We start from the raw sequence: 23,148 nt of genomic DNA, 5'->3' as shown, positions 1-23,148 counted from the left end.
GCCTGTCTATTTATACTCAGCACATCTTTTCGCAGTGCCGAAGCCCATGTCCCTGACCTCTCCCTGGCGCGCCGACTTCCCCGGCATCCTGGCCCTCGACGCCGAAGGCCAGACCTACCTGGACAGCGCCGCCACCGCACAGAAGCCCCAGGCCATGCTGGACAGCCTGTTCGGCTACCTGGCCAGCGGCGCGGCCAACGTGCACCGCGCCCAACACCTGCCCGGCGAGCGCGCCACCCGCGCCTTCGAGGCGACCCGGGACAAGGCCGCGGCCTGGCTGAACGCCGCCAGCCGCGAGGAGATCGTCTTCACCCGTGGCACCAGCGAATCGCTGAACCTCTTGGCCTACGGCCTGGAACACCTGTTCCGGCCCGGAGAGCAGATAGTCGTCAGCGCCCTCGAACACCACGCCAACCTGCTGCCCTGGCAGCAGCTGGCACTGCGCCGCGGCCTGGAGCTGGTGGTCCTGCAGCTGGACGCCAGCGGCAGCGTCGACCTGCAGCAGGCAGCCACGCTGATCGGCCCGCGCACCCGCCTGCTGGCGGTGTCGCAGCTGTCCAACGTGCTCGGTCGCTGGCAGCCGGTGCATGAGCTGATCGCCCTGGCCCGCGCCCAAGGCGCGCTGACCGTGGTCGACGGCGCACAGGGCGCGGTGCACGGCCGCCACGATATCCAGGCGCTGGGCTGTGACTTCTACGTCTGCTCCAGTCACAAGCTGTACGGCCCCGATGGCGTCGGCCTGCTGCATGGCCGCCGCGAGGCCCTCGAACAGCTGCGCCACTGGCAGTTCGGCGGCGAGATGGTGCTGCAGGCCGACTACCGGGAATCGCGCTTCCGCCCCGCTCCGCTGGGCTTCGAGGCCGGCACGCCGCCGATCTCCGGCGTCATCGCCCTGGGCGCGACGCTGGACTACCTGAGCGGCCTGGACGCCGCTGCCGTGGCCGGCCACGAGGCCGCGCTGCACGCCAAGCTGCTCGCCGGCCTGGCCGTGCGCGACGGCGTGCGCCTGCTCGGCGAACCACAGCTGGCCCTGGCCAGCTTCACCGTGGACGGCATGCACAGCGCCGACCTGGCCCATCTGCTGACCGACCAGGGCATCGCCGTGCGCACCGGCCATCACTGCGCCATGCCGCTGATGAAACACCTAGGCCTGCCCGGCGCGATCCGCGTCTCCCTCGGCCTGTACAACGACGGTGCTGATCTGGAGCGCTTCTTCGCCGCCTTGGACAAAGCCCTGGAGCTGCTGCGATGAATGCCTACACCTGTGGGAGCGAGCTCTGCTCGCGAAGCTTTTTCCGTAGCCGCCATTCGCGAGTAGAACTCGCTCCTACAGAAATGGCACCGACATGATCCTCCCCCGCCCGGCCCAAGAGGCACTGGACGCCTTCTCCGCCTGCCCCGGCTGGGAACAGCGGGCGCGCCTGCTGATGCAGTGGGGCGAGCGCCTGCAGCCATTGAGCGAGGACGAACGCAGCGAGGCCAATCGGGTCAGCGGCTGCGAGAGCCAGGTCTGGCTGGTCGGCGCGCGCAACGGCGAGGCCTGGCAGTTCCGCGCCGCCAGCGACGCCCGCCTGATCCGCGGCCTGCTGGCCGTGCTGCTGGCGCGGGTCGACGGCCTGCAGGGCGCCGAACTGCAACAGCTGGATCTACCCGACTGGTTCAACCAGCTGGGCCTGGCCCGCCAGCTCTCCCCCTCGCGCAGCAACGGCCTCAACGCCGTGCTACAGCGCATGCGCGAACTGGCGGTGGGCTGATCAACGGCGCATCGCCTCGAACAGGGCGAACTCCCAGCGCCGCATCGCCAGCACCAGGGTGTATCCCTCGCGCTCGGTCTCGGCCAGCTTCTGGTCGGCCAGGTGCTGCTGGGCGAATTCCTGGGCCACCCGCTGCAGGCGCTCGACGAAGGAAGGCGCCAGCGCCCGGCTGATGCGCCCATGCACCAGCAGCAGGCCCTCGTCGCTGCCGGCGAAGTCACCGGCGTAGTAATCCTGCAGCGCCTGCTTGCGGAAGTAGCGCATCACCGGCCCGTCCGGCTGCCAGCGGAAGGTCTTGGCCAGTTTCAGGCGGTAGCGATTGAGCGGCTTCAGCTCGATCACCCCGAGCCGGTCCAGGCGGATCAGCGCACGCACCGCCTCGGCATCGCTCAGGCGGTAGGCCGCCACCATCTGCTCGAAGGTCCACTGGCTGAGCACGCAGATGGCCACCAGCAGCAGCTTCTCGTCGCCCACCACGGCCTGCTCCTGCTCCAGGCTCAGGGTCGCGAGCAGCGGCTGGGCGTCCGCCACCTGGCGGGCCAGATCGGCGAACTCCAGCTGCAGTACCCGGCAGATCGCATCTACCCGTGACAGTGGCATATCCGCCTTGGCCAGCATGCGCTTGACGTTGGATTCGGACATGCCCAGCTCGCGCGCCAGGTCGGCGTAGGTAAGCTGCTGCGCCTTCAGCTCGCGCTTGATGATGTCGATCAGATCCGTGGTCGCGCCCATGAGTATCGCCCTGATGAACCAGACAGGCAGTTATACGCTACCGAGCACACCAGGAAGAGACTTTTATCGTAAGCAAAACCAGACTGCCGCCACAGCAACGACCTGAAGGAGCAGGCCATGCACAGCACCTCGGCACTACCACCCAGTAACGGCAGCACTGCCATCCTCGGCCTGTTCGGCCTCTGTCTGGCGCTTATCGCCGCCTTCGGCCCGGCGGTGCAGCAGCCGGCCCTGTACCACGCCTTCGCCGACCAGCGCGCCCTGCTCGGCATCCCCCACGCCTTCGACGTGCTCAGCAACCTGCCATTCCTGCTGCTCGGCCTGTTCGGCCTGAGCCGCCTGCGGCATGTCGCCGACCCGCGCTGGAAAGGCCTGTATCTATTGCTATGTCTGGGGCTGCTGCTGACCTTCCTCGGCTCCAGCGTCTACCACCTGGCACCCGCGGACGCCGGCCTGCTCTATGACCGGCTCGGCATGCTGGTGCTGTTCGCCGCCATCCTCGGCCTGGCCGCGGCGGATCGCCTGGGCTTCGGCGCGGCTCGCATGACCGTGCTCGGCGTGGCACTGGGCGGCGCTGCGGCGCTCTGGGCCTGGCGCGCCGGCGACAACCTGCTGCCCTGGATAGTGCTGCAGGCCGGCGGCATGCTCCTGCTGGCCATGCTCGCCTGCTGCCGGTCGCGGCGCGATGCCCATGGTTTGCGGCTGGGCCTGTGCGTGGCCTGGTATGCCCTGGCCAAGCTGTGCGAGCTCAACGACGGTGGCCTGTTCCAGCTGAGTGGTGAATGGCTGTCCGGCCACAGCATCAAGCACCTGCTGTCCGGCCTAGCCGTGCTGCCGCTGCTGCTACCGCTGTTCGCCAGCCGTGTGGCGCGCTAGGGGCGCGGCCGCCAGCTGTCGGCATCGCCGGAGTACAACGCCTCCTGCAGGCGCTTGAGCTCGCCGCGCTCGGCGAAGCGCGCCAGCTCCTGGTTGAAGCTGCGCAGCAGCTCTTCGGCCTCCGGGTCGTCCTTGCGGAACAGCAGGCGCAGCGGCTCGGTGTTGAGATAGCGCGGGTGGTGGGTGATGCCCTGCTCCCCGGGGAACAGGCGGCGCAGCATGGAGTAGCCCACGGCGCGGTCCTGGGGATGCAGGTCGATGCGTTTGAGTTCGAGCAGGCGGAAGGCGGTGTCTTCCTTGCTGTTCTGCTCGATGCGCAGCAGGCTCTTCTGCAGGGCGGCGTCGAACTGCGGCCCGTAGGAATAGCCGAGGGTGGTGCCGATGCGGTAGTTCTTCAGGTCTTCGACGCGGGTCCAGTCGAACGCCAGGTCCTTGCGGTGGAACAGCACCACCTCGCCACGCACCAGCGGCTCGCTGCACACCCCGTAGTCCAGGCGCATGGGGCTGCAGCTGTAGGGCATGATCGCGTCCAGCACGCCCTGCTGCAGCATCAGCACGTTGCGATCCCAGGGATAGAAGACGAACTCCACCTGGTGGCCGGCGGCGGCGAACACGGCCTTGACCAGACGCGCCAGAGCTCCGGCATCCGCGCGGTGCTGGTCGACGTAGGGTACCCAGTCACCGGTGCCGATGCGTACCACGCGCTCGGCCTGGGCCAGTGGGGCGAGCGCTAGCAGCATGCCGAGCAGCAGCCATCGCAGCAGCGGCAAGCGTGACAACCTGTGGCAGGGGCAGACAGACGACTGAAACACTGGGCACCTCACGACACACGTCCCGCTGCAGGAGTGGCCAGGCCACCCCATACCCAGTAGAGCTTAGCCGAGCCGCACGGACGGGCGGCCCCACCCGTCAGCCGCGCAGGCGCTGGGTCAGGCCCCGCAGGAAGTTGCGCAACAGCTGGTCGCCACAGGCGCGGTAGTTCTTGTGCTCGGGGCTGCGAAACAGGGCGCTGAGCTCGGCCTTGGTCATCGGCAGGTCGGCGGAGCGCAGGATCTCGTGCATGTCGTCGTCACGCAGCTCGAAGGCCACCCGCAGCTTCTTCAGGATGATGTTGTTGGTCAGGCGCTTCTCCACCGGCAGCGGCGGGCGGCTCTCGTCGCGACCGCGCTTGTGCAGCACCAGGCCGGCGAGGAAATGCCCCAGCACCGCATCGGTGCAGGGCTGGAAGCCCTCTTCGTCGTCCTTCTTCAGCAGCGGCGCAACGGCCTCCGCCTCCAGCGGGTAATCGGCCAGGCGGCAGATATCGGCCAGCTGGGCGTCGCTGATATCCAGCAGGTAGCGCAGGCTGCGCAGCACGTCATTGTTGTTCATGGGAACTCTCAGGGGCGCCATGGGGCGCGGAAAAAGGCTAGTCGGGCTTGCCCGCACGCTCGGCCGGGCGCCGTGCACCGGCCACCAGCTTCTCGATGATGCGCGCCGCCGCGGCCATGCCGAAGCTGGCGGTGACCATCATCACCGCGCCGAAACCGCCGGCGCAGTCGAGCTTGACGCCCTCGCCGACGAAGCCCTTGGCCTGGCACACGGTGCCGTCCGGCTTGGGGTAGCGCAGCTGCTCGGTGGAGAACACGCAGGGCACGCTGTAGGTGCGTCCCGGCGTGCGGGAAAAGTTGTAGTCGCGGCGCAGGGTGCTGCGCACCTTGGCGGCGAGTGGGTCGTTGAAGGTCTTGTTGAGGTCGGCGACCTGGATCTGCGTTGGGTCGACCTGGCCGCCGGCGCCGCCGGTAGTGACGATCTGGATCTTGCGCCGCTTGCACCAGGCGATCAGCGCGGCCTTGGCCGCCACGCTGTCGATGCAGTCGATCACCGCATCGAGCTGCTCGGTGATGTACTCGGCCATGGTCTCGCGGGTGACGAAGTCGGCCACCGCGTGCACCTTGCAGGCCGGGTTGATGGCACGGATGCGCGCGGCCATCTCGTCGACCTTGGCCTTGCCCACGGCGCCGTCGATGGCATGAACCTGGCGGTTGGTGTTGGTGATGCACACGTCGTCCAGGTCGAACAGCGAGATCTCGCCGACCCCGGAGCGGGCCAGGGCCTCGGCCGCCCAGGAACCGACGCCGCCGATGCCGACCACCGCCACATGCGCCGCCGCCAGGCGTTCCAGCCCCTCGCGCCCGTAGAGCCGGGCTATGCCGCCGAAGCGCTGTTCATCTGCCATCTCGTCGCACCCTCGAAATTCGGCCGGCATTATAAGGCGGCGCCGGCCGCCGCGGGGCCTTGTCTATAGTGCAAGGATGCATGCGGAGAGCTCGCCATGCGCAACTTCAACTATTACAACCCGACGCGCATCCTGTTCGGCGCCGGGCAGATCGCCGGCCTGGCCCAGCAGATCCCCGCCGACAGCCGGGTGCTGGTCACCCACGGCGGCGGCAGCATCCTGCAGAACGGCGTGTGGCAGGAGGTCGAGCAGGCCCTGGCCGGCCATTGGGTCAGCCGTTTCGCCGGCATCGAAGCCAACCCGCAGTACGACACCCTGTTGCGCGCGGTGGAGCAGGCCCGCCACGAGCACTGCGACTTCATCCTGGCGGTCGGCGGCGGCTCGGTCATCGACGGCAGCAAGTTCATCGCCGCCGCCCTCGCCTACCCCGGCGAGCCGTTCGACCTGCTCAGCGGTACGCCGATCCGCCGCGCCCTGCCCCTGGGCTGCGTGCCAACCCTGGCTGCCACCGGCTCGGAGAGCAACCCCCACGGCGTGCTCTGCCACGCCGGCCTGCAGGCGCGCCTGCCGTTCTCCAGCCCCTGCCTGTACCCGCGCTTCGCCGTGCTCGACCCCTGCGCCACCTTCAGCCTGCCGCCCCGGCAGATCGGCAATGGCGTGGTCGCCACCTTCGTCCATACCCTACAGCAGTACCTCACCCTGCCCGGCGACACGCCGCTGCAGGACCGCCAGGCCGAGGGCCTGCTGCTGACCCTGCTGGAGGAAGGCCCCAAGGCCCTGGCCAACCCGCTGGACTACGCCAGCCGGGCCAACCTGATGTGGTGCGCCAGCCAGGCGCGCAGCGGCCTGCTCGGCTGCGGCGCGACGCAGGACGACGGCCTGGACGTGCTGGGCCGCCAGCTCAGCCTGCTCTACCACCTCGATCACGCGCAGAGCATGGCCCTGCTGCTGCCGGCGCTGCTCGGCGAGCGCGAGCCGGCGCACCTGGCCAAGCAGCTGCAGTACGCCGAACGGGTGTGGGGCCTGCAGGGCGGCTCGGAACAGCGCATCGCCGCCGCCATCGCCGCCACCGAGGGCTTCTTCCGCCGCATGGGCGTGGCCACCCGCCTGTCCGCCCACGGCCTGGATGCCGAGGCCGTGGAAGAAGTGCTGACCCAGCTGCAGCGCCGCGACGCCATTGGCGAGTCCCCGGCGATCGACCTGCCGGCCTGCGAGCGCATCCTTCTGCGCGCCCTGTGACTATGCGCGATGGAACTCCACGGCGGCTGCGCCTGCCCAAGCCGGACAGGTGCGCCTGTCGCAGGTCCGGCGGTGCTATACAGGCCAGTGGCTGCGGGGTAGCATGCGCGCCGACCGGCGTCCGCCGGCCCTTTCCCTGTTCCTTTCTGCGGAACCTCTAAGCAGCCATGCCAACGCGCAAACTCGGTATCAATCTGGTGGTCATCGTGGCGGTCGCCGCCCTGTTCACCGGCCTCTGGGCACTCTACAACCGTCCGGTCAGTGCCCCGGACTGGCCGGAGCAGATCTCCGGTTTCTCCTTCTCGCCGTTCCGTGTCGGGCAGAGCCCGCAGACCGGCGTCTACCCGAGCGACGCGCAGATCCGCTCCGACCTGGAGCTGCTGAGCAAGCAGACCGACAGCATCCGCACCTACTCGGTGGACGGCAAGCTGGCGGACATCCCGCGCCTGGCCGAGGAATTCGGCCTGCGCGTGACCCTCGGCGTGTGGATCGGCAACGACCTGGAGCGCAACGAGCGCGAGATCGCCAAGGCCATCGAACTGGCCAACGAGTCGCGCAGCGTGGTGCGCGTCACCGTGGGCAACGAGGCGCTGTTCCGCCAGGAGATCGAGGTCAAGGACCTGATCGCCTACATCGACCGGGTGCGCGCCGCGGTCAAGGTGCCGGTGAGTACCTCCGAGCAGTGGCACATCTGGCAGGAAAACCCCGAGCTGGCCAAGCACGTCGACCTGATCGCCGCCCACGTGCTGCCTTACTGGGAGTTCGTGCCGATGGAGGACTCCACCGAGTTCGTCCTCGAACGCGCCAAGGACATGAAGCGCCTGTTCCCGAAGAAGCCGCTGCTGCTCTCCGAAGTGGGCTGGCCGAGCAATGGCCGCACCCGTGGCGGCGCCGAGGCCGACCAGGCCGAGCAGGCGGTGTACCTGCGCACCCTGGTCAACGCACTGAACGCCAAGGGCTACAACTACTTCGTCATCGAGGCCTTCGACCAGCCGTGGAAGGCCAGCGAAGAGGGCTCGGTGGGCGCCTACTGGGGCGTGTACAACCTCGACCGCCAGGCCAAGTTCGCCTTCGAAGGCCCGGTGGTGGCCATCCCGCAATGGCGCATGCTGGCCGTAGCCTCGGTGGTGATGGGCCTGCTGGCCCTGGCCCTGATGTTGATCGACGGCTCGGCCCTGCGTCAGCGCGGCCGCACCTTCCTCACCTTCGTCGCCTTCGTCGGCGGCTCCGCCCTGGTGTGGATCGCCTACGACTACAGCCAGCAGTACAGCACCTGGTTCAGCCTGACCGTGGGCGGCCTGCTCGGCATCGGCGCACTGGGCGTGTTCATCGTCCTGCTCACCGAGGCCCACGAGCTGGCCGAGACCGCCTGGACCCGCACCCGCCGCCGGCCGTTCCTGCCGGTGCTGGCCGACACCGCCTACCGGCCCAAGGTGTCGATCCACGTGCCCTGCTACAACGAGCCGCCGGAGATGGTGAAGCAGACCCTGGACGCCCTGGCTGCCCTGGACTACCCGGACTACGAAGTCATCATCATCGACAACAACACCAAGGACCCGAAGGTCTGGGAGCCGGTCGAGGCCTACTGCCAGCAGTTGGGCCCGAGCTTCCGCTTCTTCCACGTGGCACCGATCGAAGGCTTCAAGGGCGGCGCGCTGAACTACATCCTGCCGCACACCGCGCCGGATGCCGAAGTGATCGCGGTGATCGACTCCGACTACTGCGTCAACAAGAACTGGCTCAAGCACATGGTGCCGCACTTCAGCGATCCGCAGATCGCCGTGGTGCAGTCGCCGCAGGACTACCGCGACGGTGACGAGAGCACCTTCAAGAAGCTCTGCTACGCCGAGTACAAGGGCTTCTTCCACATCGGTATGGTCACCCGCAACGACCGCGACGCGATCATCCAGCACGGCACCATGACCATGATCCGCCGTAGCGTGATGGACGAGCTGAAGTGGGCCGACTGGACCATCTGCGAAGATGCCGAGCTGGGCCTGCGCGTGTTCGAGAAGGGCTACTCGGCTGCCTACGCCCACGAGAGCTTCGGTCGCGGCCTGATGCCGGACACCTTCATCGACTACAAGAAGCAGCGCTTCCGCTGGGCCTACGGCGCCATCCAGATCATGAAGGGCCATGCGCGCAGCCTGTTCCGCGGCGAGGGCTCGGAGCTGACCCGCGGCCAGCGCTACCACTTCATCGCCGGCTGGCTGCCGTGGATCGCCGATGGCCTTAACATCTTCTTCACCGTCGGCGCCCTGCTCTGGTCGGCCGCGATGATCATCGTGCCGAATCGGGTCGACCCGCCGCTGATGATCTTCGCCATCCCGCCGCTGGCGCTGTTCTTCTTCAAGTTCGGCAAGATCATGTTCCTCTACCGCAAAGCGGTGGGCGTGGACCTGGCGCGCTCGTTCCAGGCCGCCATCGCCGGCCTGGCGCTGTCGCACACCATCGCCAAGGCCGTGCTGTACGGGACCTTCACCAAGACCATCCCGTTCTTCCGTACGCCGAAGATGGCCAGCAACCACGGCATCATGGTGGCCCTGGCCGAGGCCCGCGAAGAGGTGTTCGTCATGCTCCTGCTGTGGGGTGCGGCGATCGGCATCAGCTTCGCCCAGGACATCGGCAACGCCGACGTGAAGTTCTGGGTCGCCACCCTGCTGGTGCAGTCGCTGCCGTACCTGGCGGCGCTGCTGATGGCCCTGCTCTCCTCGCTGCCCAAGCCGGCGGCCGAGGACGCCGGCGAGCCGGCTGGCGCGGCCTGATAGGGCGACCTGTCTGTCGAAACGGCGGCCTTGAGGCCGCCGTTTTGCTTTAAGATGGCGGCCTTTCTGAATTCCGCTGTCCCGGAGCCGCAATGACCGCCCTCACCCCCACCCTGGAGCTCGCCTTCGACCTGATCCGCCGCCCCTCCGTGACCCCGGTCGACGAGGGCTGCCAGGAGCTGATGATGCGCCGCCTGGCCGCTGCCGGCTTCGCGGTGGAGCGCATGCGCATCGAGGAAGTGGAGAACTTCTGGGCCAAGCGTGGTGGTGAAGGCCCCGTGCTGTGCTTCGCCGGCCACACCGACGTGGTGCCGACCGGCCCGCTGGAGGCCTGGCAGTACCAGCCGTTCGACGTGCGCGTGGATGACGAAGGAATGCTCTGCGGCCGTGGCGCGGCGGACATGAAGGGCAGCCTGGCGTCGATGATCATCGCCGTGGAGCGCTTCGTCGCCGACCATCCGAACCACAAGGGCGCCATCGCCTTCCTCATCACCAGCGACGAGGAAGGCCCGGCCCACCACGGCACCAAGGCCGTAGTCGAGCGTCTGCGCGAGCGCGGCGAGCGCCTGGACTGGTGCATCGTCGGCGAACCCTCCAGCACCACCCTGCTCGGTGACGTGGTGAAGAACGGCCGCCGCGGCTCCCTCGGCGCCACCCTCACCGTGTACGGCAAGCAGGGCCACGTGGCCTATCCGCACCTGGCCAAGAACCCCATCCACCTGGCCGCCGGCGCCCTGGCCGAACTGGCCACCGAGCACTGGGACGACGGCAACGCCTACTTCCCGCCGACCAGCTTCCAGGTGTCCAACCTCAACTCCGGCACCGGCGCCACCAACGTGATCCCCGGCGAGTTGAAAGCGGTGTTCAACTTCCGCTTCTCCACCGAATCGACCGTGGAAGGCCTGCAGCAGCGAGTGAATGCCATCCTCGACAAGCACGGTCTGGACTACCACATCGACTGGGCCCTCTCCGGCCTGCCGTTCCTCACCCAGCCGGGCGAGTTGCTGGATGCCGTGGCCGCCAGCATCAAGTCCGTCACCGGTCGCGAGACCACGCCGTCGACCTCCGGCGGTACCTCGGACGGGCGCTTCATCGCCACCCTGGGTACGCAGGTGGTCGAGCTGGGCCCGGTCAACGCCACCATCCACCAGATCAACGAGCGCGTGCTGGCCAGCGACCTCGACCTGCTCACCGAGGTCTACTACCAGACCCTGGTGAAACTGTTGGCATGAGTCTGATCTGCCCGATCTGCCAGGCGCCGCTGAGCCCGGTCGACAACGGCCTGGCCTGCCCGGCCAACCATCGCTTCGACCGCGCCCGGCAGGGCTACTACAACCTGCTGCCGGTGCAACACAAGAACAGCCGCGACCCCGGCGACAACCAGGCCATGGTCGAGGCGCGCCGACGCTTCCTCGACGGCGGTCATTACGCGCCGCTGGCCAAGCGCCTGGCCGAGCTGGCCGCCGACCGCGGCCCGCGCACCTGGCTGGATATCGGTTGTGGCGAGGGCTATTACACCGCACAGCTCGCCGAGCTGCTGCCGGATGCCGACGGCTATGCCCTGGACATCTCCCGCGAGGCAGTGAAGCGTGCCTGCAAGCGCGCGCCGCAGCTGAGCTGGCTGGTGGCGAGCATGGCCCGCGTGCCCCTAGCCGATGCCAGCTGCGACCTGCTGGCCAGCGTGTTCAGCCCGCTGGACTGGCAGGAGGCCCTGCGCCTGCTCAGGCCCGGCGGCGGCCTGCTGCGCATGGGCCCGACCCGCGTACACCTGATGCAGCTGCGCCAGAAGCTGTACGACGAGGTGCGCGACTATGACGATCAGAAGCACCTGGAACTGATCCCCGCGGACATGCACCTGGCCCATAGCGAGACCATCAGTTTCCCGCTGCTACTGGCCGATGCCCAGGCCCGCGCCGACCTGCTGGCCATGACCCCGCACGGCTGGCGCGCCAGCGCCGAACGCCGCGCGGCGGTGATTGCCGAAGACTTCGAAGTGACCGTATCCATTCGCTACGATTGGATCGAGAAAATCTAGAGAGCCCGCCATGCGCCAACCCGATATCGAGATCTACCTCAAGGACGCCAGCCAGGACGCCATCACTGCCTGGCTGAGCGAGGTCTTCGGCTCCTGCAGCGAGTGGCAGCAGCGCGGCCAGACCTTCAAATGCCAGGCCGGTGCGATTCCGGTGGTGTTCCTGCCCAAGGCCGTGGGCAAGTGGCACAGCCTGATGCTGGAGAGCGACGCCACGCCCTGGGCCGACGACGTCGCCTGCGCCCATGCCGCCTTCGCCGCACTCGGCGTGGAGATCCGCTGCTCCACCGGCGGCTGGAGCGAGGAACAGGGCGAGGAAGACGCCGACCGCTGGATCAAGGTCAACGCCGAGGGCGAGCAGGAATTTATCTGGCGAACGGAGTGAATCCCCTCTCCCCCTGAGAGAGGAGCCGGGGCGGCCCGCGCAGGGGTGAGGGGCTTGTAGGCAGCCCGCAGCCCCTCCCTCACCCCAACCCTCTCCCGAAGGGAGAGGGAGCAAGAGCCAGCACCACATACCAAAAGCAAAAGGCCCGTCGATGACGGGCCTTTTGTTGTGCAGCGGGTCTTCTGTCAGACCTTGGATACGTCTTCCGCTTGCAGGCCTTTCTGGCCCTGGATCACGGAGAACTCGACCTGCTGGCCTTCAACCAGAGAACGGTGACCCTCGCCACGGATGGCGCGGTAGTGGACGAATACGTCCGGACCGCTTTCGCGTTGAATGAAGCCATACCCCTTGGAATCATTGAACCACTTGACGGTTCCGACCTCACGATCAGCCATTACCACTTCCCTCGATTCTCGATTTTGTTGTTGCCCTGATGGGCTTCGACGGTTCGGCGCAAACGTTCTTCTTCTTCTTTCCGACCCCGGCCAACACGAGCGTGGAGTGGTATTCCGAAAGGCGTCCTGATGCGACCGCCTCGCGAGTATAAAACAAGCGTTCGTCTTGCCAAGGGATTTTTTCGGCCGTCTGCAGGCCCCGTGAAACCTGGCCTGCAGCGCTTTTTCGATCAATCCGCGGCGAGCAGATCGGTCAGCTTTCTGGCCAGGCTCTGGTACTGGTAAGTCTCCAGCCGATAGGCCCAGTCGCTACGTCCGAACAGTTCCTCGGGCGCGAGGTCGCTACCCTTTTCCAGTAACAGCCAGTGTTGATCGGCCTTGCCGTACAGGCGGCCCTTGAGGGTCTTGCCGGCGAAGGTGGTGAGGCTGAATTGCAGCGTCGGCTTGCCCTCGAAGGTCAGCTGCGCCAGCGGCGCGGCATCGGCGAAACGCAGGTCGGCGAAGAACTGGCCCATGCCGTTGGCGGCACCCTCGAAGGCCAGACGCTTGCCCTTGGGCAGTTCGCGCGGCTGCAGACTGCCATCCTCGGGCTTGTCGCGAACCAGGCTCAGGCGCTCGCCAGAGGCATGTTGCAGATCCAGTTCACGCACCGCACTGAACGGCACTGCGGTGACGCGGCGATCCAGCCACTCCAGCTCGGTGGCCGGCAGCTCGATGCGCTGGCTGACCAGCCAGCTCTGCGCCTCGTCGGCGCGGCGCACCAGTTGCCCGGACTGCTGACCGGGCTTGCCGATCAGCAACGGCAGCGGCGGCTGGCCCGCCGCCTGCAGGGTGATGCGCACGCCCTGCTGCTCGGGGTCGCCCTTGTCGGCCAGACCGAGACGCCCGTACAGCTCGGGGTTGGCCGTGCGCGGCTCGACCTTGCGCGCCTCGGTCAGCGCCTTGAGGAAGGTACCGGCGGCTGCCTGATCGGCCGGGTAATCGGCCTTGTCCGGTAACACCCAGCCCGACTCGCGACGCTGCAGACGCACCAGCGGCTGGCCAACGCGCTGGATCTCGATGGCTTCGACCTGCGGTGCCTGCAGGCCCGGCAACCAGACCTCGGCCTGCACGGACGCACGGGGTTTCTGTACCTGGCTGGTGAAGTACCAGCCGGCTACCAGGGCGAGCGCCAGCACGCCCAGCACGAACAGGGTTTTGCGACTCATAGGCTGTTCTCCTCGATCAAGGAGTCGGTGAATGGGAAAGGGAGAGCGAAGGGGAAAGGGCCAGGCCCTCTCCCCTTCCACGGGTCACGCGGCCTTGCGCCGGCGCCACAGCCACAGGGCCAGCACGCCGAGGGTCAGCAGCAGCGGCACGGCGAGGATGTTGACCAGCTTGAGGGTGCGGCCGAGGTCCTCGATCTGCGCGTTCAGCTGGAAGCGCACCTCACGCAGTTCCTTGCGGATGCGCAGCTTCTCGGCGATGAACTGCTGCACCGTGGCCTGCTGCTCGGGGGTCAGTTCCAGAGGCTTGCTCGGGTCCTGCTGCTGCAGCGAGGCGAGCTTCTGGTCGGTCTCGGCCAGGCGCTTCTGCAGGTCCTCTTCCTTGACCCGGAACTGCGCCTCGGCGTCGCGCTGCAGGGCCTCGACCACCTCGAACGGACGGCTGAAGCGACCACGCGAACGCACGCTGATCAGCGCATCGCTGCCGGACAGGTTGTCCAAGGCGTTGATGGCGAAGCCGGCGTTATCGGCGAACGGCTGCGGCACGCGCTGACCGAAGAAGTCCTGCACCTGCACCCACATGCGGTCGGTGAGCAGGTCGGTGTCGGCCACGGCGATCACGTTGATGTTGTCGGCGGACTTCAGGCCGTCCTTCTGCCCCTCGATACCCTCAGGGAAGGCGGACTGCGCCGGGCCGCTGATACGTGCGGCGATGGCGTAGCGCTCACCGGTCGGCTCCAGGTCGCGGATCAGCTCCTCCGGGTTGGCCAGGGTGGCGAAGCGCGCGGCATCGAAGGGCATGGCGTACTCGGAGCTCTGCAGCAGCGGCACGAATTGGGTCTTGGCGCCTTCGACCGGCTCGATAATGCCGGCGGTGGCGATGTTCAAGCTCTCCAGGCTGGAGGTAGCCACGTCGTCCTGGTTCATCGCCCGCTTCGGCAGCGCCAGCCAGGCGGCATGGCGCGCCGGGCGCTGGCCCTGGCCCATGCTCACGGACAGCGCGTAGGAGCCGTCGCCGAGCACCTTGCCCGGCACCATGCGCAGGCCCCAGGCCTTGAACAGCGGCTCCAGGTCGGAGGCCTTGCCTTCGTCATCACCCGGCATCATCGGCGGCGCGTTGTCCGCCTCGCTGAGCGGGTCGACGAACACCAGCAGTTTGCCGCCGCGCAGGACGAACTGGTCGATGGCGTACAGGGTCGGCTGCGGCAGGTTCTTCGGGTGCACCAGCAGCAGCACCGAGACCTGGTCCGGGATCTTGTCGATGCCGGCCTTGAGGCTGTCGATCTTGAACAGCTGGCGCACTTCCTCCATCACCATCCAGGGCGCCATCGGCTGGCGCGCCATCATGTCGAAGCCACCGTTGAGCTGCAGCCCGGAAAGCAGGCCGACCACCGGCCGCTCCGGCTTGGCCAGGCCCTGCACCAGCTGGCTCAGCTGGTATTCGAGGAATTCCTCCTGATCCAGCGGGAAGAACGGGATGATCTGCTTGTCGTCCACCGCGTTGGTGCCGGCCAGGCCGAAGTAGATCTGCTCGCCGCTCTGGTTCGCCGGCACGGCCTGCAGACCGAAGCCGGCGGCCTTGTCCTCGTCCTCGGAGAACGGCTCGGGGTCGATGATGTGCAGCTTGATCTTGCCATTCGCCGCACGCTCGTAGGCCTTGAGCATCTCCTCCACGCGCACCGCATAGTTGCGCAGCACGGCCAGGTCGCGGGCGGACTTGTCGGAGTAGAAGAAGTACAGGTTGATCGGCTCGTCCAGCTCGCCAAGGATGCGCTCGGTGCCTTCGGAGATGGTGTAGAGCTTCTGCTCGGTCAGGTCCAGGCGCACATTGCCCAGGCCCAGGGCAGAGAGCATGTTGAAGGCCAGGAAGGCCACGGCGATCAGCAGCAGGCCGGCGCCGGAATACATCAGTTTCTTCATGGTCAGTCAGCCTTCTTCAGATCGACCACGATGGCGGTGGCAGCCAGCCAGGCGCCCATCAGGGTGATGAAATAGAGCAGGTCGCGCAGGTCGATCACGCCCTTGCTGATCGCGTCGAAGCGGGTCAGGAAGGACAGCGAGGCGACCGCGTCGACGGCCCACTGCGGCGACCAGGCCAGTGCATCGAGCACCATCGGGAAACCGCTGACGATGAACAGGAAGCAGGCGCTGACGGCGAGGATGAAGGCGATCACCTGATTCTTGGCCAGCGCCGACATGCACGAACCGATGGCCAGGTACGAGCCCGCCAGCAGCCAGCTGCCGAAGTAGCCGGTGAAGATCGCGCCGTTGTCCGGCTCGCCCAGGTAGTTGACCGTGATGATCATCGGGAAGGTCAGCAGCAAGGCGATGCCAGCGAACACCCAGGCGGCGAGGAACTTGCCCAGCACCGCCTCGGCGCGGGTGATCGGCAGGGTCATCAGCAGCTCGATGGAGCCGGACTTGCGCTCCTCGGCCCACAGGCGCATGGCAATGGCCGGCACCAGGAACAGGTACAGCCAGGGGTGGAAGTTGAAGAACGGCAACAGGTCCGCCTGGCCGCTCTCGTAGAAGCCGCCGAGGTAGAAGGTGAAGACCCCGGACAGCACCAGGAAGATCAGGATGAACACATAGGCGAGCGGCGTGGCGAAATAGCTGGCCAGCTCGCGCTTGAAGATCACGGGCAACTGCTTCATGCCGCCTCTCCCCGGGTCAGGCTGCGGAACACTTCATCGAGCCGGCCGCGTTCCACGTCCAGCTCCGTCACTTGCCAGCCGCGCTGGCGAATCAGTTCATTGATCTGCGGGAAGATCACCTGGCCAGGCGCGGCCACCAGGGTCAGGCTGCCCTCGGCGTTGTCTTCCACGGCGATCACCCCCGGCAGCGCGGCCAGGGCCTGGCGGTCCAGCTCGCCGGCGGCGACCAGGGTCACCGCCTGGTGGTAGCGCGAACGGCTCTCCAGTTCCAGCGGAGTGCCGTCGGCCACCACCTTGCCGGCGGCGATCACCACGGCGCGGGTGCACACCGCCGACACCTCTTCGAGGATGTGGGTGGAGATGATCACGATCTTGTCCTTGGCCAGGCTCTGGATCAGCTGGCGCACCTGGTGCTTCTGGTTGGGGTCGAGGCCGTCGGTCGGCTCGTCGAGGATCAGCACCTTGGGATCATGGAGGATCGCCTGGGCCAGGCCGACACGGCGCTTGAAGCCCTTGGACAGGGTCTCGATGCTCTGCTCTAGCACCTTGTCCAGCTCCACCTGGGCCACCGCGCGCAGCACCCGCTGCTTCTTCTCGGCGCCACGGAAGCCGCGGACCTCCGCGATGAATTCGAGGAAGCCACGCACCGTCATGTCGCCATAGCAGGGCGCACCTTCGGGCAGGTAGCCGATCTGCTGCTGGGCCTTGAGGGTGTCGCTCTGGATGTCGAAACCGAGAATGCTGGCCGTGCCGGAGGTCGGCGCCAGGAACCCGGTGAGCATCTTCATAGTGGTGGATTTACCGGCGCCGTTGGGGCCGAGAAAGCCCAGCACTTCCCCCTGCTGGACCTGAAAGCTGAGGCCATCGACGGCCGTATGTTGGGCAAAACGTTTGGTTAGATTTTTTATTTCGATCATGGCTCTTGTCCCTACGGGATAAGCCCCGGGCCATGCTGACCTCGGGGGCCTTTGCAAACGCTGGCGGACTATAAAAGTCGACCCGCGGCAAGGCAAGACAGCGGCCATTAGGAAAAGTTGCAGGGCGGCCTGTAGGCCAGGAAATCCGCGGCCCCGGTGAACACTTGTACCTGCAGGGCTTTTTGCCGCCGCCCACCGAATACGGCACACTAGCCGCCCCGAGCGCTTGCTCGTTTTCACAGTCGCCCTCGTATGACCCGCTCCCCGCTTCACCGCCTCGCCTTTGGTGCCCTGCGTCGCCTGCTGTACCTCTGGGTACGCTCGGAAACCATCAACCAGTCGTCCTTCAACCTGCGCCTGGATCGCAGCAAGCCGGTGTTCTACGTGCTGCAGCAGCCCTCGGCAGCAGACCTGGCGGTGGTGGATACGGAATGCAGCAAGGCCGGCCTGCCGCGCCCGGTATTGCCGGTGACGCTCGGCGACCAGCTGGAGCCGGCCGGATTCTTCTACCTGACCCGCTCGCCCAGCTGGTTCGGCGGCCACGACAAGCGCGGTACCCCGCCGACCCTTCAGCGCATCCTCGCCGGCCTCGACAGCAATGCCCTGGATGACGCGCAGATCGTTCCGGTCAGCGTGTTCTGGGGCCAGTCGCCGGACCGCGAGACCAGCCCGTGGAAGCTGCTGTTCGCCGACACTTGGGCCGTCACCGGGCGCCTGCGCAAGCTGGTCAGCATCCTGATCCTCGGCCGCAAGACCCGCGTGCAGTTCTCCGCCCCCATCCACCTGCGCGAATTGCTCGACCAGAACAAGGGCCGCGAACGCACCCAGCGCATGGTCCAGCGCATCCTGCGCGTGCACTTCCGCAACCTGAAGACCACGGTGATCGGCCCGGACGTATCGCATCGGCGCAACCTGGTGAAAGGCCTGATCCACGGCCCGCTGGTACGCCAGGCGATCCGCGAGGAGATGGAGCGCGAGAAGATCAGCCAGGAGAAGGCCGAGGCCCAGGCCCTGCGCTACGGCAACGAGATCGCCTCGGACTACACCTACACCGCCATCCGCTTCCTGGAGACGGTGCTCAGCTGGTTCTGGAACAAGCTGTACGAGGGCATCCAGGTCAACCACCTGGAGGCGGTGCGCGACATCGCCCACGGTCACGAGATCATCTACGTGCCCTGCCACCGCAGCCATATCGACTACCTGCTGCTGTCCTACCTGCTGTTCCGCAACGGCCTGACGCCGCCGCATATCGCCGCCGGCATCAACCTCAATATGCCGGTGGTGGGCGGCATCCTGCGCCGTGGCGGCGCCTTCTTCATGCGCCGCACCTTCAAGGGCAACCCGCTGTACACCGCGGTGTTCAACGAATACCTGCACACCCTGTTCAGCAAGGGCTTCCCGGTCGAGTACTTCGTCGAGGGCGGCCGTTCGCGTACCGGCCGCACCCTGCAACCGAAGACCGGCATGCTGGCCATCACCCTGCGCAGCTTCCTGCGCTCGTCGCGCCTGCCGATCGCCTTCGTGCCGGTCTATATCGGCTACGAGCGCGTGCTCGAAGGCCGTACCTACCTGGGCGAGCTGCGCGGCGCGGTGAAGAAGAAGGAATCGATCTTCGACATCTTCAAGGTCATCGGCGCCATTCGCCGCCAGCGCTTCGGCAGCGTGCGGGTCAACTTCGGCGAGCCGATCAAGCTGGCCGAATTCCTCGACCACGAGCAGCCGGACTGGCGCACCCAGGACTATGGCGACCAATACCGCCCCGAGTGGCTGAACCGCACCACCAATCGCCTCGGCGAGCGCGTGGCGCAGCACCTCAACGAGGCGGCGGCGATCAACCCGGTCAACCTGGTCGGCCTGGCCCTGCTCTCCACCAGCAAGCTGGCGCTGGACGAGAAGGCCCTGGCCCGCGTGCTCGACCTGTACCTGGCGCTGCTGCGCAAGGTGCCCTACTCGCCCCACGCCACCCTGCCCGAAGGCGATGGCCAGGACCTGATCCGCTACGTGCAGAGCATGGACCTGCTGGCCGAGCAGAAGGATGCCCTGGGCAAGATTCTCTATCTGGACGAGCAGAACGCCGTCCTGATGACCTACTACCGCAACAACGTGCTGCACGTGTTCGCCCTGCCCGCCCTGCTGGCCAGCTTCTTCCTCAGCAGCTCGCGCATGAGCCGCGAGCAGATCCTGCGCTACTGCACCGCGCTGTATCCGTACCTGCAGTCGGAGCTGTTCATCCGGTGGTCCGTGGACGAGCTGGAAGGCGTGGTCGACCAGTGGCTGGAGGCCTTCGTCGAACAGGGCCTGCTGCGCCGCGAGGACGACATGTTCATCCGTCCGGCACCCAGCTCGCGCCAGTTCGTCCTGCTCACCCTGCTGGCCCGCGCCATCGTGCAGACCCTGCAGCGCTTCTACATGGCCACTGCCCTGCTGCTCAACGCCGGCCAGTACGCCCTGAGCGCCGAGGAGCTGGAGAACCTCTGCGTGGTCATGGCCCAGCGCCTGTCGATCCTGCATGGCCTCAACGCCCCGGAGTTCTTCGACAAGAGCCTGTTCCGCCACTTCATCCAGACCCTGCTCGACCAGGGCGTGCTGCGTCAGAACGGCGAAGGCAAGCTCAGCCACCATCCGCAGCTGGCGGAACTGGTGGAAGGTGCGGCCAAGCGCGTGCTGCCGGCGGAGATCCGCCTGTCCATCCGCCAGGTGGCGCTGGAGCGCGGCGAGGAAACGCAGGAGCCGGTCTGAGGCTGACAGCACCAATGAAGGGGCCGCTTATGCGGCCCTTTTGCTTTCCGTGGCACGTCATTTCTCATGGCCACAAGCGCATGCCACCGAGCGGATCGGCAGCACCTTCAGTCCGAGGCAGGCACCCCAAGGGAATTCTTCGGCGGCCGGCGTAGTCAGCTGTTTAACCCACTCGTCACTCACGTGCCGGCAGAAGCCAGAATCAGGCAAGCCGTCCGGGGACAGGTCTACATTTGCAGGGTCACGCCTGGATGCGAGCACAGGGAGAACAATCGATGAGGCGGAACACGCCCGGCTGGCACCGGACACTCGGCATTCTCCTGCTGAGCCTCTGGTCCCTCTGTACCTCGGCCTATGCCGCCGAGGAGATCGTCCTGTTCAGCTACCAGCAGAAGCCGCCCTACATCATCGACAGCAAGCGCCGCGAGGGCCTGTACTTCGATCTGGCCGAACGGCTGAACGCCGAGCTGCCGCAATACCATTTCGTCATCCGCCAGATTCCACGCAAGCGTCTGGACTACCTGCTGGCCAAGGATCGACTGGACGGCATCGTGCTGGGCACCAATCCCGCCTGGTTTACCGACGCGCAGCGCCATCTGTGGAGCGAGGCGTTCATCGATGACGCCAACCTGCTGGTCTCGCGCAACGAGGGCCAGGTGAGCAAGCTCTCCGCGGAGAACCTGGACGGTCGTCGCCTGGGCGTGATCAGCGGCCATCGCTACCCGGAGCTGGCCGAGCTGTTCGAGCGCAAGCGGATTCAGCGGGAGGACGGCGTCAGCGAGAGCGTCAACCTGCTCAGGCTGCAACGCAACTGGATAGATGCCGCGGTGATCGGCAGGCGCACCCTGGAGTTTTATCTGCATGAGCAGCAAGGTCTGCGCCGCCAGCTGTACATCGACCAGCGGCCGCTGCGCAGCTACCAGCGCTACCTCCTGGTTCCGGCGAGCCATGCCAGGCTGCTGCCGGAGCTGAACCGGATTATCGGCCAGCTGCAGCAGGCGCCGGACTGGCAAGCCAGGCTGGCGCATTACCGCTAGCGCCCTCTTGCGGCCCGCTAGAGCCGCGCGAAGCGCTGGCGATATTCGGCTGGCGTCAGCCCGGTCAGCTCTTTGAACATGCGCCGCATGTTGGAATCGCTGCTGAAGCCCAGCTCCGCGCTGATGGTGCTGGCGGACGCCGCCGTCAGCATGAGGCGCTCGCTGACCTGGTTCAGCTTAATCCGCCGGGCGTAGCTCGCCACCGCCTCACCGGTCTCGACCAGCACCTTGCGCGCCAGCGTGCGCTCCGACATGCCCAGCCTGCTCGCCAGCACCGCCACGGTGATCTGCTCGGCCGGCAGCTGTTCGACCAGGGCATGCAGCTGGCGCAGCAGCTTGCCGGCCTGCTCCATCAGGCTCATGCCCTGAAAAGCAGGATGCGGCACCACCGGGCGCGGCAGCACCATGAGCCTGGTGAGATCGCGGACGACCTCGGCGCTCACGCTGCGCTCGATCAGCGCCTGGGCAATCGGCAGATGGCCATTCACTCCCGACGCGGTGGCGGTATTCGCGTTGAACACGCAGTTCTGCTCGCTCTGCCATTGCACCTTGGAGAAACGCTGGCGCAGCGTCTCCGCCAGCCACCAGGTCACCGTTGCCGGCTGGCCATCCAGACGGCCGCTGGCTGCCAGCAGGCCGACGCCCGTGCAATAGCTCCACAGCTGCAGGCGCCGGCTGCCCATGGACAGCGCGCGCACCAGCGGCGCATGCCCGGCCAGCACCTCGTCCACCTGCTGCGCCGATTCCGCCCAGAAGCCGGGGATCAGCACGGCATCGAGCTCCCGCTCGGCCAGGGACGCGGTCGCCTGCAGGGTGACGCCATGGGCACACTCGACCGGCCCCGCCTGCAACGCCACATAGCTGGCCTCGAACAACTCGCGCCCGGTCCGCCGGTTGGCCGCATGCAGAAGATCGGCAAAGGCGAACAGCCCGGCGGGCATGCAGCGGGGAAACAGCAGGAGGCCGATGCGCATGGTTGGTTCCGGAGAAGAGGAAATGGCTTGAAAGGAACTAAATATGTCTGTTCCTGCCATTATGGCGATGCGCCCCGCTCGGCACCATAGAGCCCACCATCCAGAGGGGCACATGATGAATATCCAGCAGATCCGCAACGCCACCATCATTCTTCAACTCGGCCCGCACCGCGTCCTCGTCGACCCCATGCTGGCCGCCAAGGACGCGCTGCCGCCGCTGCGCCTGTTCGGTGCCCGGCAACGCAACCCGCTGGTCGAGTTGCCGGCCGGCACCAGCGACGCGCTCGACTCGGTCACTCACTGCCTGATCACCCACTGCCAGCGCGGCCACTTCGACCACCTGGATCGCGCCGGCACGCGCTGGCTGCGCGAGCGGCAGATTCCGGTGATCTGCACGCCGCACGACGCGCCGCATCTCGCGCGACGGGGCCTGAATGTCCAGCCGCTGCCGCCGCAGCACGCCCAGCCGAGCCCCTTCCTCGGTGGCAGCATCCGCACGGTCGCCTGCACCCACGGCCTGGGACTGGTGGGCAAGCTCATGGAGCACGGCGTCGGCTACCTAATCGAGCTGCTCGACGAGCCCAGCCTCTACCTGGCCGGCGACACCATCCTGACGCCGAGCGTACGTGAGTTCGTCCTGCGCCATCAGCCCCAGATCAGCGTGGTTCCCGCGGGCGGCGCGCGCTTCGATCTCGGGGGCGACATCATCATGGGGCTGGAGGAGGTCATCGAGTTCGCCCGGCTGGCCGAGGGCACGGTGGTAGCCAACCATCTGGAAGCCATCAGCCACTGCCCGGTCAGCAGAACGGCTCTGGCCGGCGCGGCGCGCAGTGCGGGGGTGGACGACAGACTGCTGATTCCCGAGGACGGCCAGACCCTGGCGTTCGACCCGGTGCAGCCCATGCCGCTTCGCGCCTGAGCCCCGGACATGACCGCCCCGCCGATTGCCTGAACCGCGCGCCGCACGGCGTCATCGAAACCCTACAGGCCATCCCGGCCTGGGAGGTGAATCATGACCCAGATCCACTACGCCAACCCCATGGGCGCCGACGACCCACAGGACCCTGTGCCACCCATCGAGCCGGGGATCTACCCCGACGAAGGCGCGGAGCAATCACCGGACGAGCGGCGCCCCGAAGATTGGCGAGACCCGAACGACCCTGGCATCGAGCAACCCAGCCAGCCCGATGAAGGCGACCCGCTCAACGCGCCCAACTGAGCCCGCT

Annotated in this window: 22 protein-coding genes; 12 read left to right on the top strand and 10 right to left on the bottom strand. The window is 67.1% G+C overall.

Annotation, left to right across the window (positions count from 1 at the left end; translation table 11 throughout):
* The first annotated feature begins 46 nt into the window (after window positions 1-46).
* Together FFS62_RS18520 and FFS62_RS18515 are read left to right on the top strand one after the other, a co-directional pair.
* Window positions 47-1,252 (top strand): aminotransferase class V-fold PLP-dependent enzyme, encoded by a 1,206-nt coding sequence (locus FFS62_RS18520; protein WP_137974317.1) that lies wholly within the window; start codon window positions 47-49, stop codon window positions 1,250-1,252.
* 94 nt (window positions 1,253-1,346) lie between these two features.
* Window positions 1,347-1,754, top strand: coding sequence for a SufE family protein (locus tag FFS62_RS18515; protein ID WP_137974316.1), 408 nt, complete (start codon window positions 1,347-1,349; stop codon window positions 1,752-1,754).
* Here FFS62_RS18515 and FFS62_RS18510 read toward each other — a convergent pair whose 3' ends face one another.
* Window positions 1,755-2,486 carry a helix-turn-helix transcriptional regulator gene (locus FFS62_RS18510; protein ID WP_137974315.1) on the bottom strand — a complete coding sequence of 244 codons (732 nt, stop codon included), beginning with the start codon at window positions 2,484-2,486 and terminating at the stop codon, window positions 1,755-1,757.
* Between the two features lie 117 nt (window positions 2,487-2,603).
* On the opposite strand from FFS62_RS18510, the gene FFS62_RS18505 reads away from it, so the two are divergent.
* On the top strand, window positions 2,604-3,362 hold the full coding sequence (locus FFS62_RS18505; protein WP_137974314.1) for a hypothetical protein: 759 nt from the start codon (window positions 2,604-2,606) through the stop codon (window positions 3,360-3,362).
* Here FFS62_RS18505 and FFS62_RS18500 read toward each other — a convergent pair.
* From FFS62_RS18500 to tcdA, 3 genes are all read right to left on the bottom strand, one after another.
* Window positions 3,359-4,132, bottom strand: a complete 774-nt coding sequence (locus tag FFS62_RS18500) for an ABC transporter substrate-binding protein (protein ID WP_256662301.1) — start codon at window positions 4,130-4,132, stop codon at window positions 3,359-3,361. The two genes, FFS62_RS18505 and FFS62_RS18500, sit on opposite strands and share 4 nt — an antisense overlap.
* Before the next feature lie 139 nt (window positions 4,133-4,271).
* On the bottom strand, window positions 4,272-4,733 hold the full coding sequence (locus FFS62_RS18495; RefSeq protein ID WP_137974313.1) for a DUF1456 family protein: 462 nt from the start codon (window positions 4,731-4,733) through the stop codon (window positions 4,272-4,274).
* 37 nt (window positions 4,734-4,770) lie between these two features.
* Complete coding sequence (tcdA, locus tag FFS62_RS18490; RefSeq protein ID WP_137974312.1) at window positions 4,771-5,580, bottom strand: tRNA cyclic N6-threonylcarbamoyladenosine(37) synthase TcdA; 810 nt, start codon at window positions 5,578-5,580, stop codon at window positions 4,771-4,773.
* Window positions 5,581-5,676: 96 nt separating this feature from the next.
* On the opposite strand from tcdA, the gene FFS62_RS18485 reads away from it, so the two are divergent.
* The 5 genes from FFS62_RS18485 (at window position 5,677) to FFS62_RS18465 (ending at window position 12,001) form a co-directional block, all read left to right on the top strand.
* A complete protein-coding gene (locus tag FFS62_RS18485) occupies window positions 5,677-6,819 on the top strand; it encodes an iron-containing alcohol dehydrogenase (protein WP_137974311.1) in 1,143 nt (380 codons plus the stop codon).
* A 167-nt stretch (window positions 6,820-6,986) separates the two neighbouring features.
* Window positions 6,987-9,584 (top strand): glycosyltransferase, encoded by a 2,598-nt coding sequence (locus FFS62_RS18480; protein ID WP_137974310.1) that lies wholly within the window; start codon window positions 6,987-6,989, stop codon window positions 9,582-9,584.
* Window positions 9,585-9,676: 92 nt separating this feature from the next.
* Window positions 9,677-10,816 (top strand): succinyl-diaminopimelate desuccinylase, encoded by a 1,140-nt coding sequence (gene dapE / locus FFS62_RS18475; protein WP_137974309.1) that lies wholly within the window; start codon window positions 9,677-9,679, stop codon window positions 10,814-10,816.
* Window positions 10,813-11,619, top strand: coding sequence for a putative RNA methyltransferase (locus FFS62_RS18470; protein ID WP_137974308.1), 807 nt, complete (start codon window positions 10,813-10,815; stop codon window positions 11,617-11,619). Before dapE ends, FFS62_RS18470 begins: the two co-directional genes overlap by 4 nt.
* A gap of 10 nt (window positions 11,620-11,629) precedes the next feature.
* Window positions 11,630-12,001 (top strand): hypothetical protein, encoded by a 372-nt coding sequence (locus tag FFS62_RS18465; protein WP_137974307.1) that lies wholly within the window; start codon window positions 11,630-11,632, stop codon window positions 11,999-12,001.
* 185 nt (window positions 12,002-12,186) lie between these two features.
* Here FFS62_RS18465 and FFS62_RS18460 read toward each other — a convergent pair whose 3' ends face one another.
* From FFS62_RS18460 to FFS62_RS18440, 5 genes are all read right to left on the bottom strand, one after another.
* Window positions 12,187-12,396 carry a cold-shock protein gene (locus FFS62_RS18460; RefSeq protein ID WP_137974306.1) on the bottom strand — a complete coding sequence of 70 codons (210 nt, stop codon included), beginning with the start codon at window positions 12,394-12,396 and terminating at the stop codon, window positions 12,187-12,189.
* Window positions 12,397-12,626: 230 nt separating this feature from the next.
* Complete coding sequence (locus FFS62_RS18455) at window positions 12,627-13,604, bottom strand: DUF4340 domain-containing protein (RefSeq protein ID WP_137974305.1); 978 nt, start codon at window positions 13,602-13,604, stop codon at window positions 12,627-12,629.
* 84 nt (window positions 13,605-13,688) lie between these two features.
* The gene (locus FFS62_RS18450; RefSeq protein ID WP_137974304.1) at window positions 13,689-15,521 is read right to left on the bottom strand and encodes a Gldg family protein; all 1,833 of its coding nucleotides are present in this window, start codon (window positions 15,519-15,521) and stop codon (window positions 13,689-13,691) included.
* 2 nt (window positions 15,522-15,523) lie between these two features.
* Complete coding sequence (locus FFS62_RS18445; protein ID WP_137974303.1) at window positions 15,524-16,255, bottom strand: ABC transporter permease subunit; 732 nt, start codon at window positions 16,253-16,255, stop codon at window positions 15,524-15,526.
* Window positions 16,252-17,172 carry an ABC transporter ATP-binding protein gene (locus FFS62_RS18440; RefSeq protein WP_137974302.1) on the bottom strand — a complete coding sequence of 307 codons (921 nt, stop codon included), beginning with the start codon at window positions 17,170-17,172 and terminating at the stop codon, window positions 16,252-16,254. Before FFS62_RS18440 ends, FFS62_RS18445 begins: the two co-directional genes overlap by 4 nt.
* Before the next feature lie 252 nt (window positions 17,173-17,424).
* Here FFS62_RS18440 and plsB point away from each other — a divergent pair, with 252 nt between their 5' ends.
* A complete protein-coding gene (gene plsB, locus FFS62_RS18435) occupies window positions 17,425-19,911 on the top strand; it encodes a glycerol-3-phosphate 1-O-acyltransferase PlsB (protein WP_137974301.1) in 2,487 nt (828 codons plus the stop codon).
* Window positions 19,912-20,186: 275 nt separating this feature from the next.
* Window positions 20,187-20,948 carry an ABC transporter substrate-binding protein gene (locus tag FFS62_RS18430; protein WP_171016368.1) on the top strand — a complete coding sequence of 254 codons (762 nt, stop codon included), beginning with the start codon at window positions 20,187-20,189 and terminating at the stop codon, window positions 20,946-20,948.
* 17 nt (window positions 20,949-20,965) lie between these two features.
* Here FFS62_RS18430 and FFS62_RS18425 read toward each other — a convergent pair whose 3' ends face one another.
* Window positions 20,966-21,922 (bottom strand): GlxA family transcriptional regulator, encoded by a 957-nt coding sequence (locus tag FFS62_RS18425; protein ID WP_256662300.1) that lies wholly within the window; start codon window positions 21,920-21,922, stop codon window positions 20,966-20,968.
* Window positions 21,923-22,037: 115 nt separating this feature from the next.
* Between FFS62_RS18425 and FFS62_RS18420 the strand changes: the two genes are divergently transcribed.
* Together FFS62_RS18420 and FFS62_RS18415 are read left to right on the top strand one after the other, a co-directional pair.
* Window positions 22,038-22,841, top strand: coding sequence for an MBL fold metallo-hydrolase (locus tag FFS62_RS18420; protein WP_137974490.1), 804 nt, complete (start codon window positions 22,038-22,040; stop codon window positions 22,839-22,841).
* A 93-nt stretch (window positions 22,842-22,934) separates the two neighbouring features.
* On the top strand, window positions 22,935-23,141 hold the full coding sequence (locus FFS62_RS18415) for a hypothetical protein (RefSeq protein ID WP_137974299.1): 207 nt from the start codon (window positions 22,935-22,937) through the stop codon (window positions 23,139-23,141).
* Window positions 23,142-23,148: the final 7 nt, after the last annotated feature.

The sequence above is a fragment of the Pseudomonas sp. F(2018) genome, from assembly GCF_005508865.1.
GTDB lineage: Bacteria > Pseudomonadota > Gammaproteobacteria > Pseudomonadales > Pseudomonadaceae > Aquipseudomonas.
This window is presented reverse-complemented; position numbering and strand designations above follow the sequence as displayed.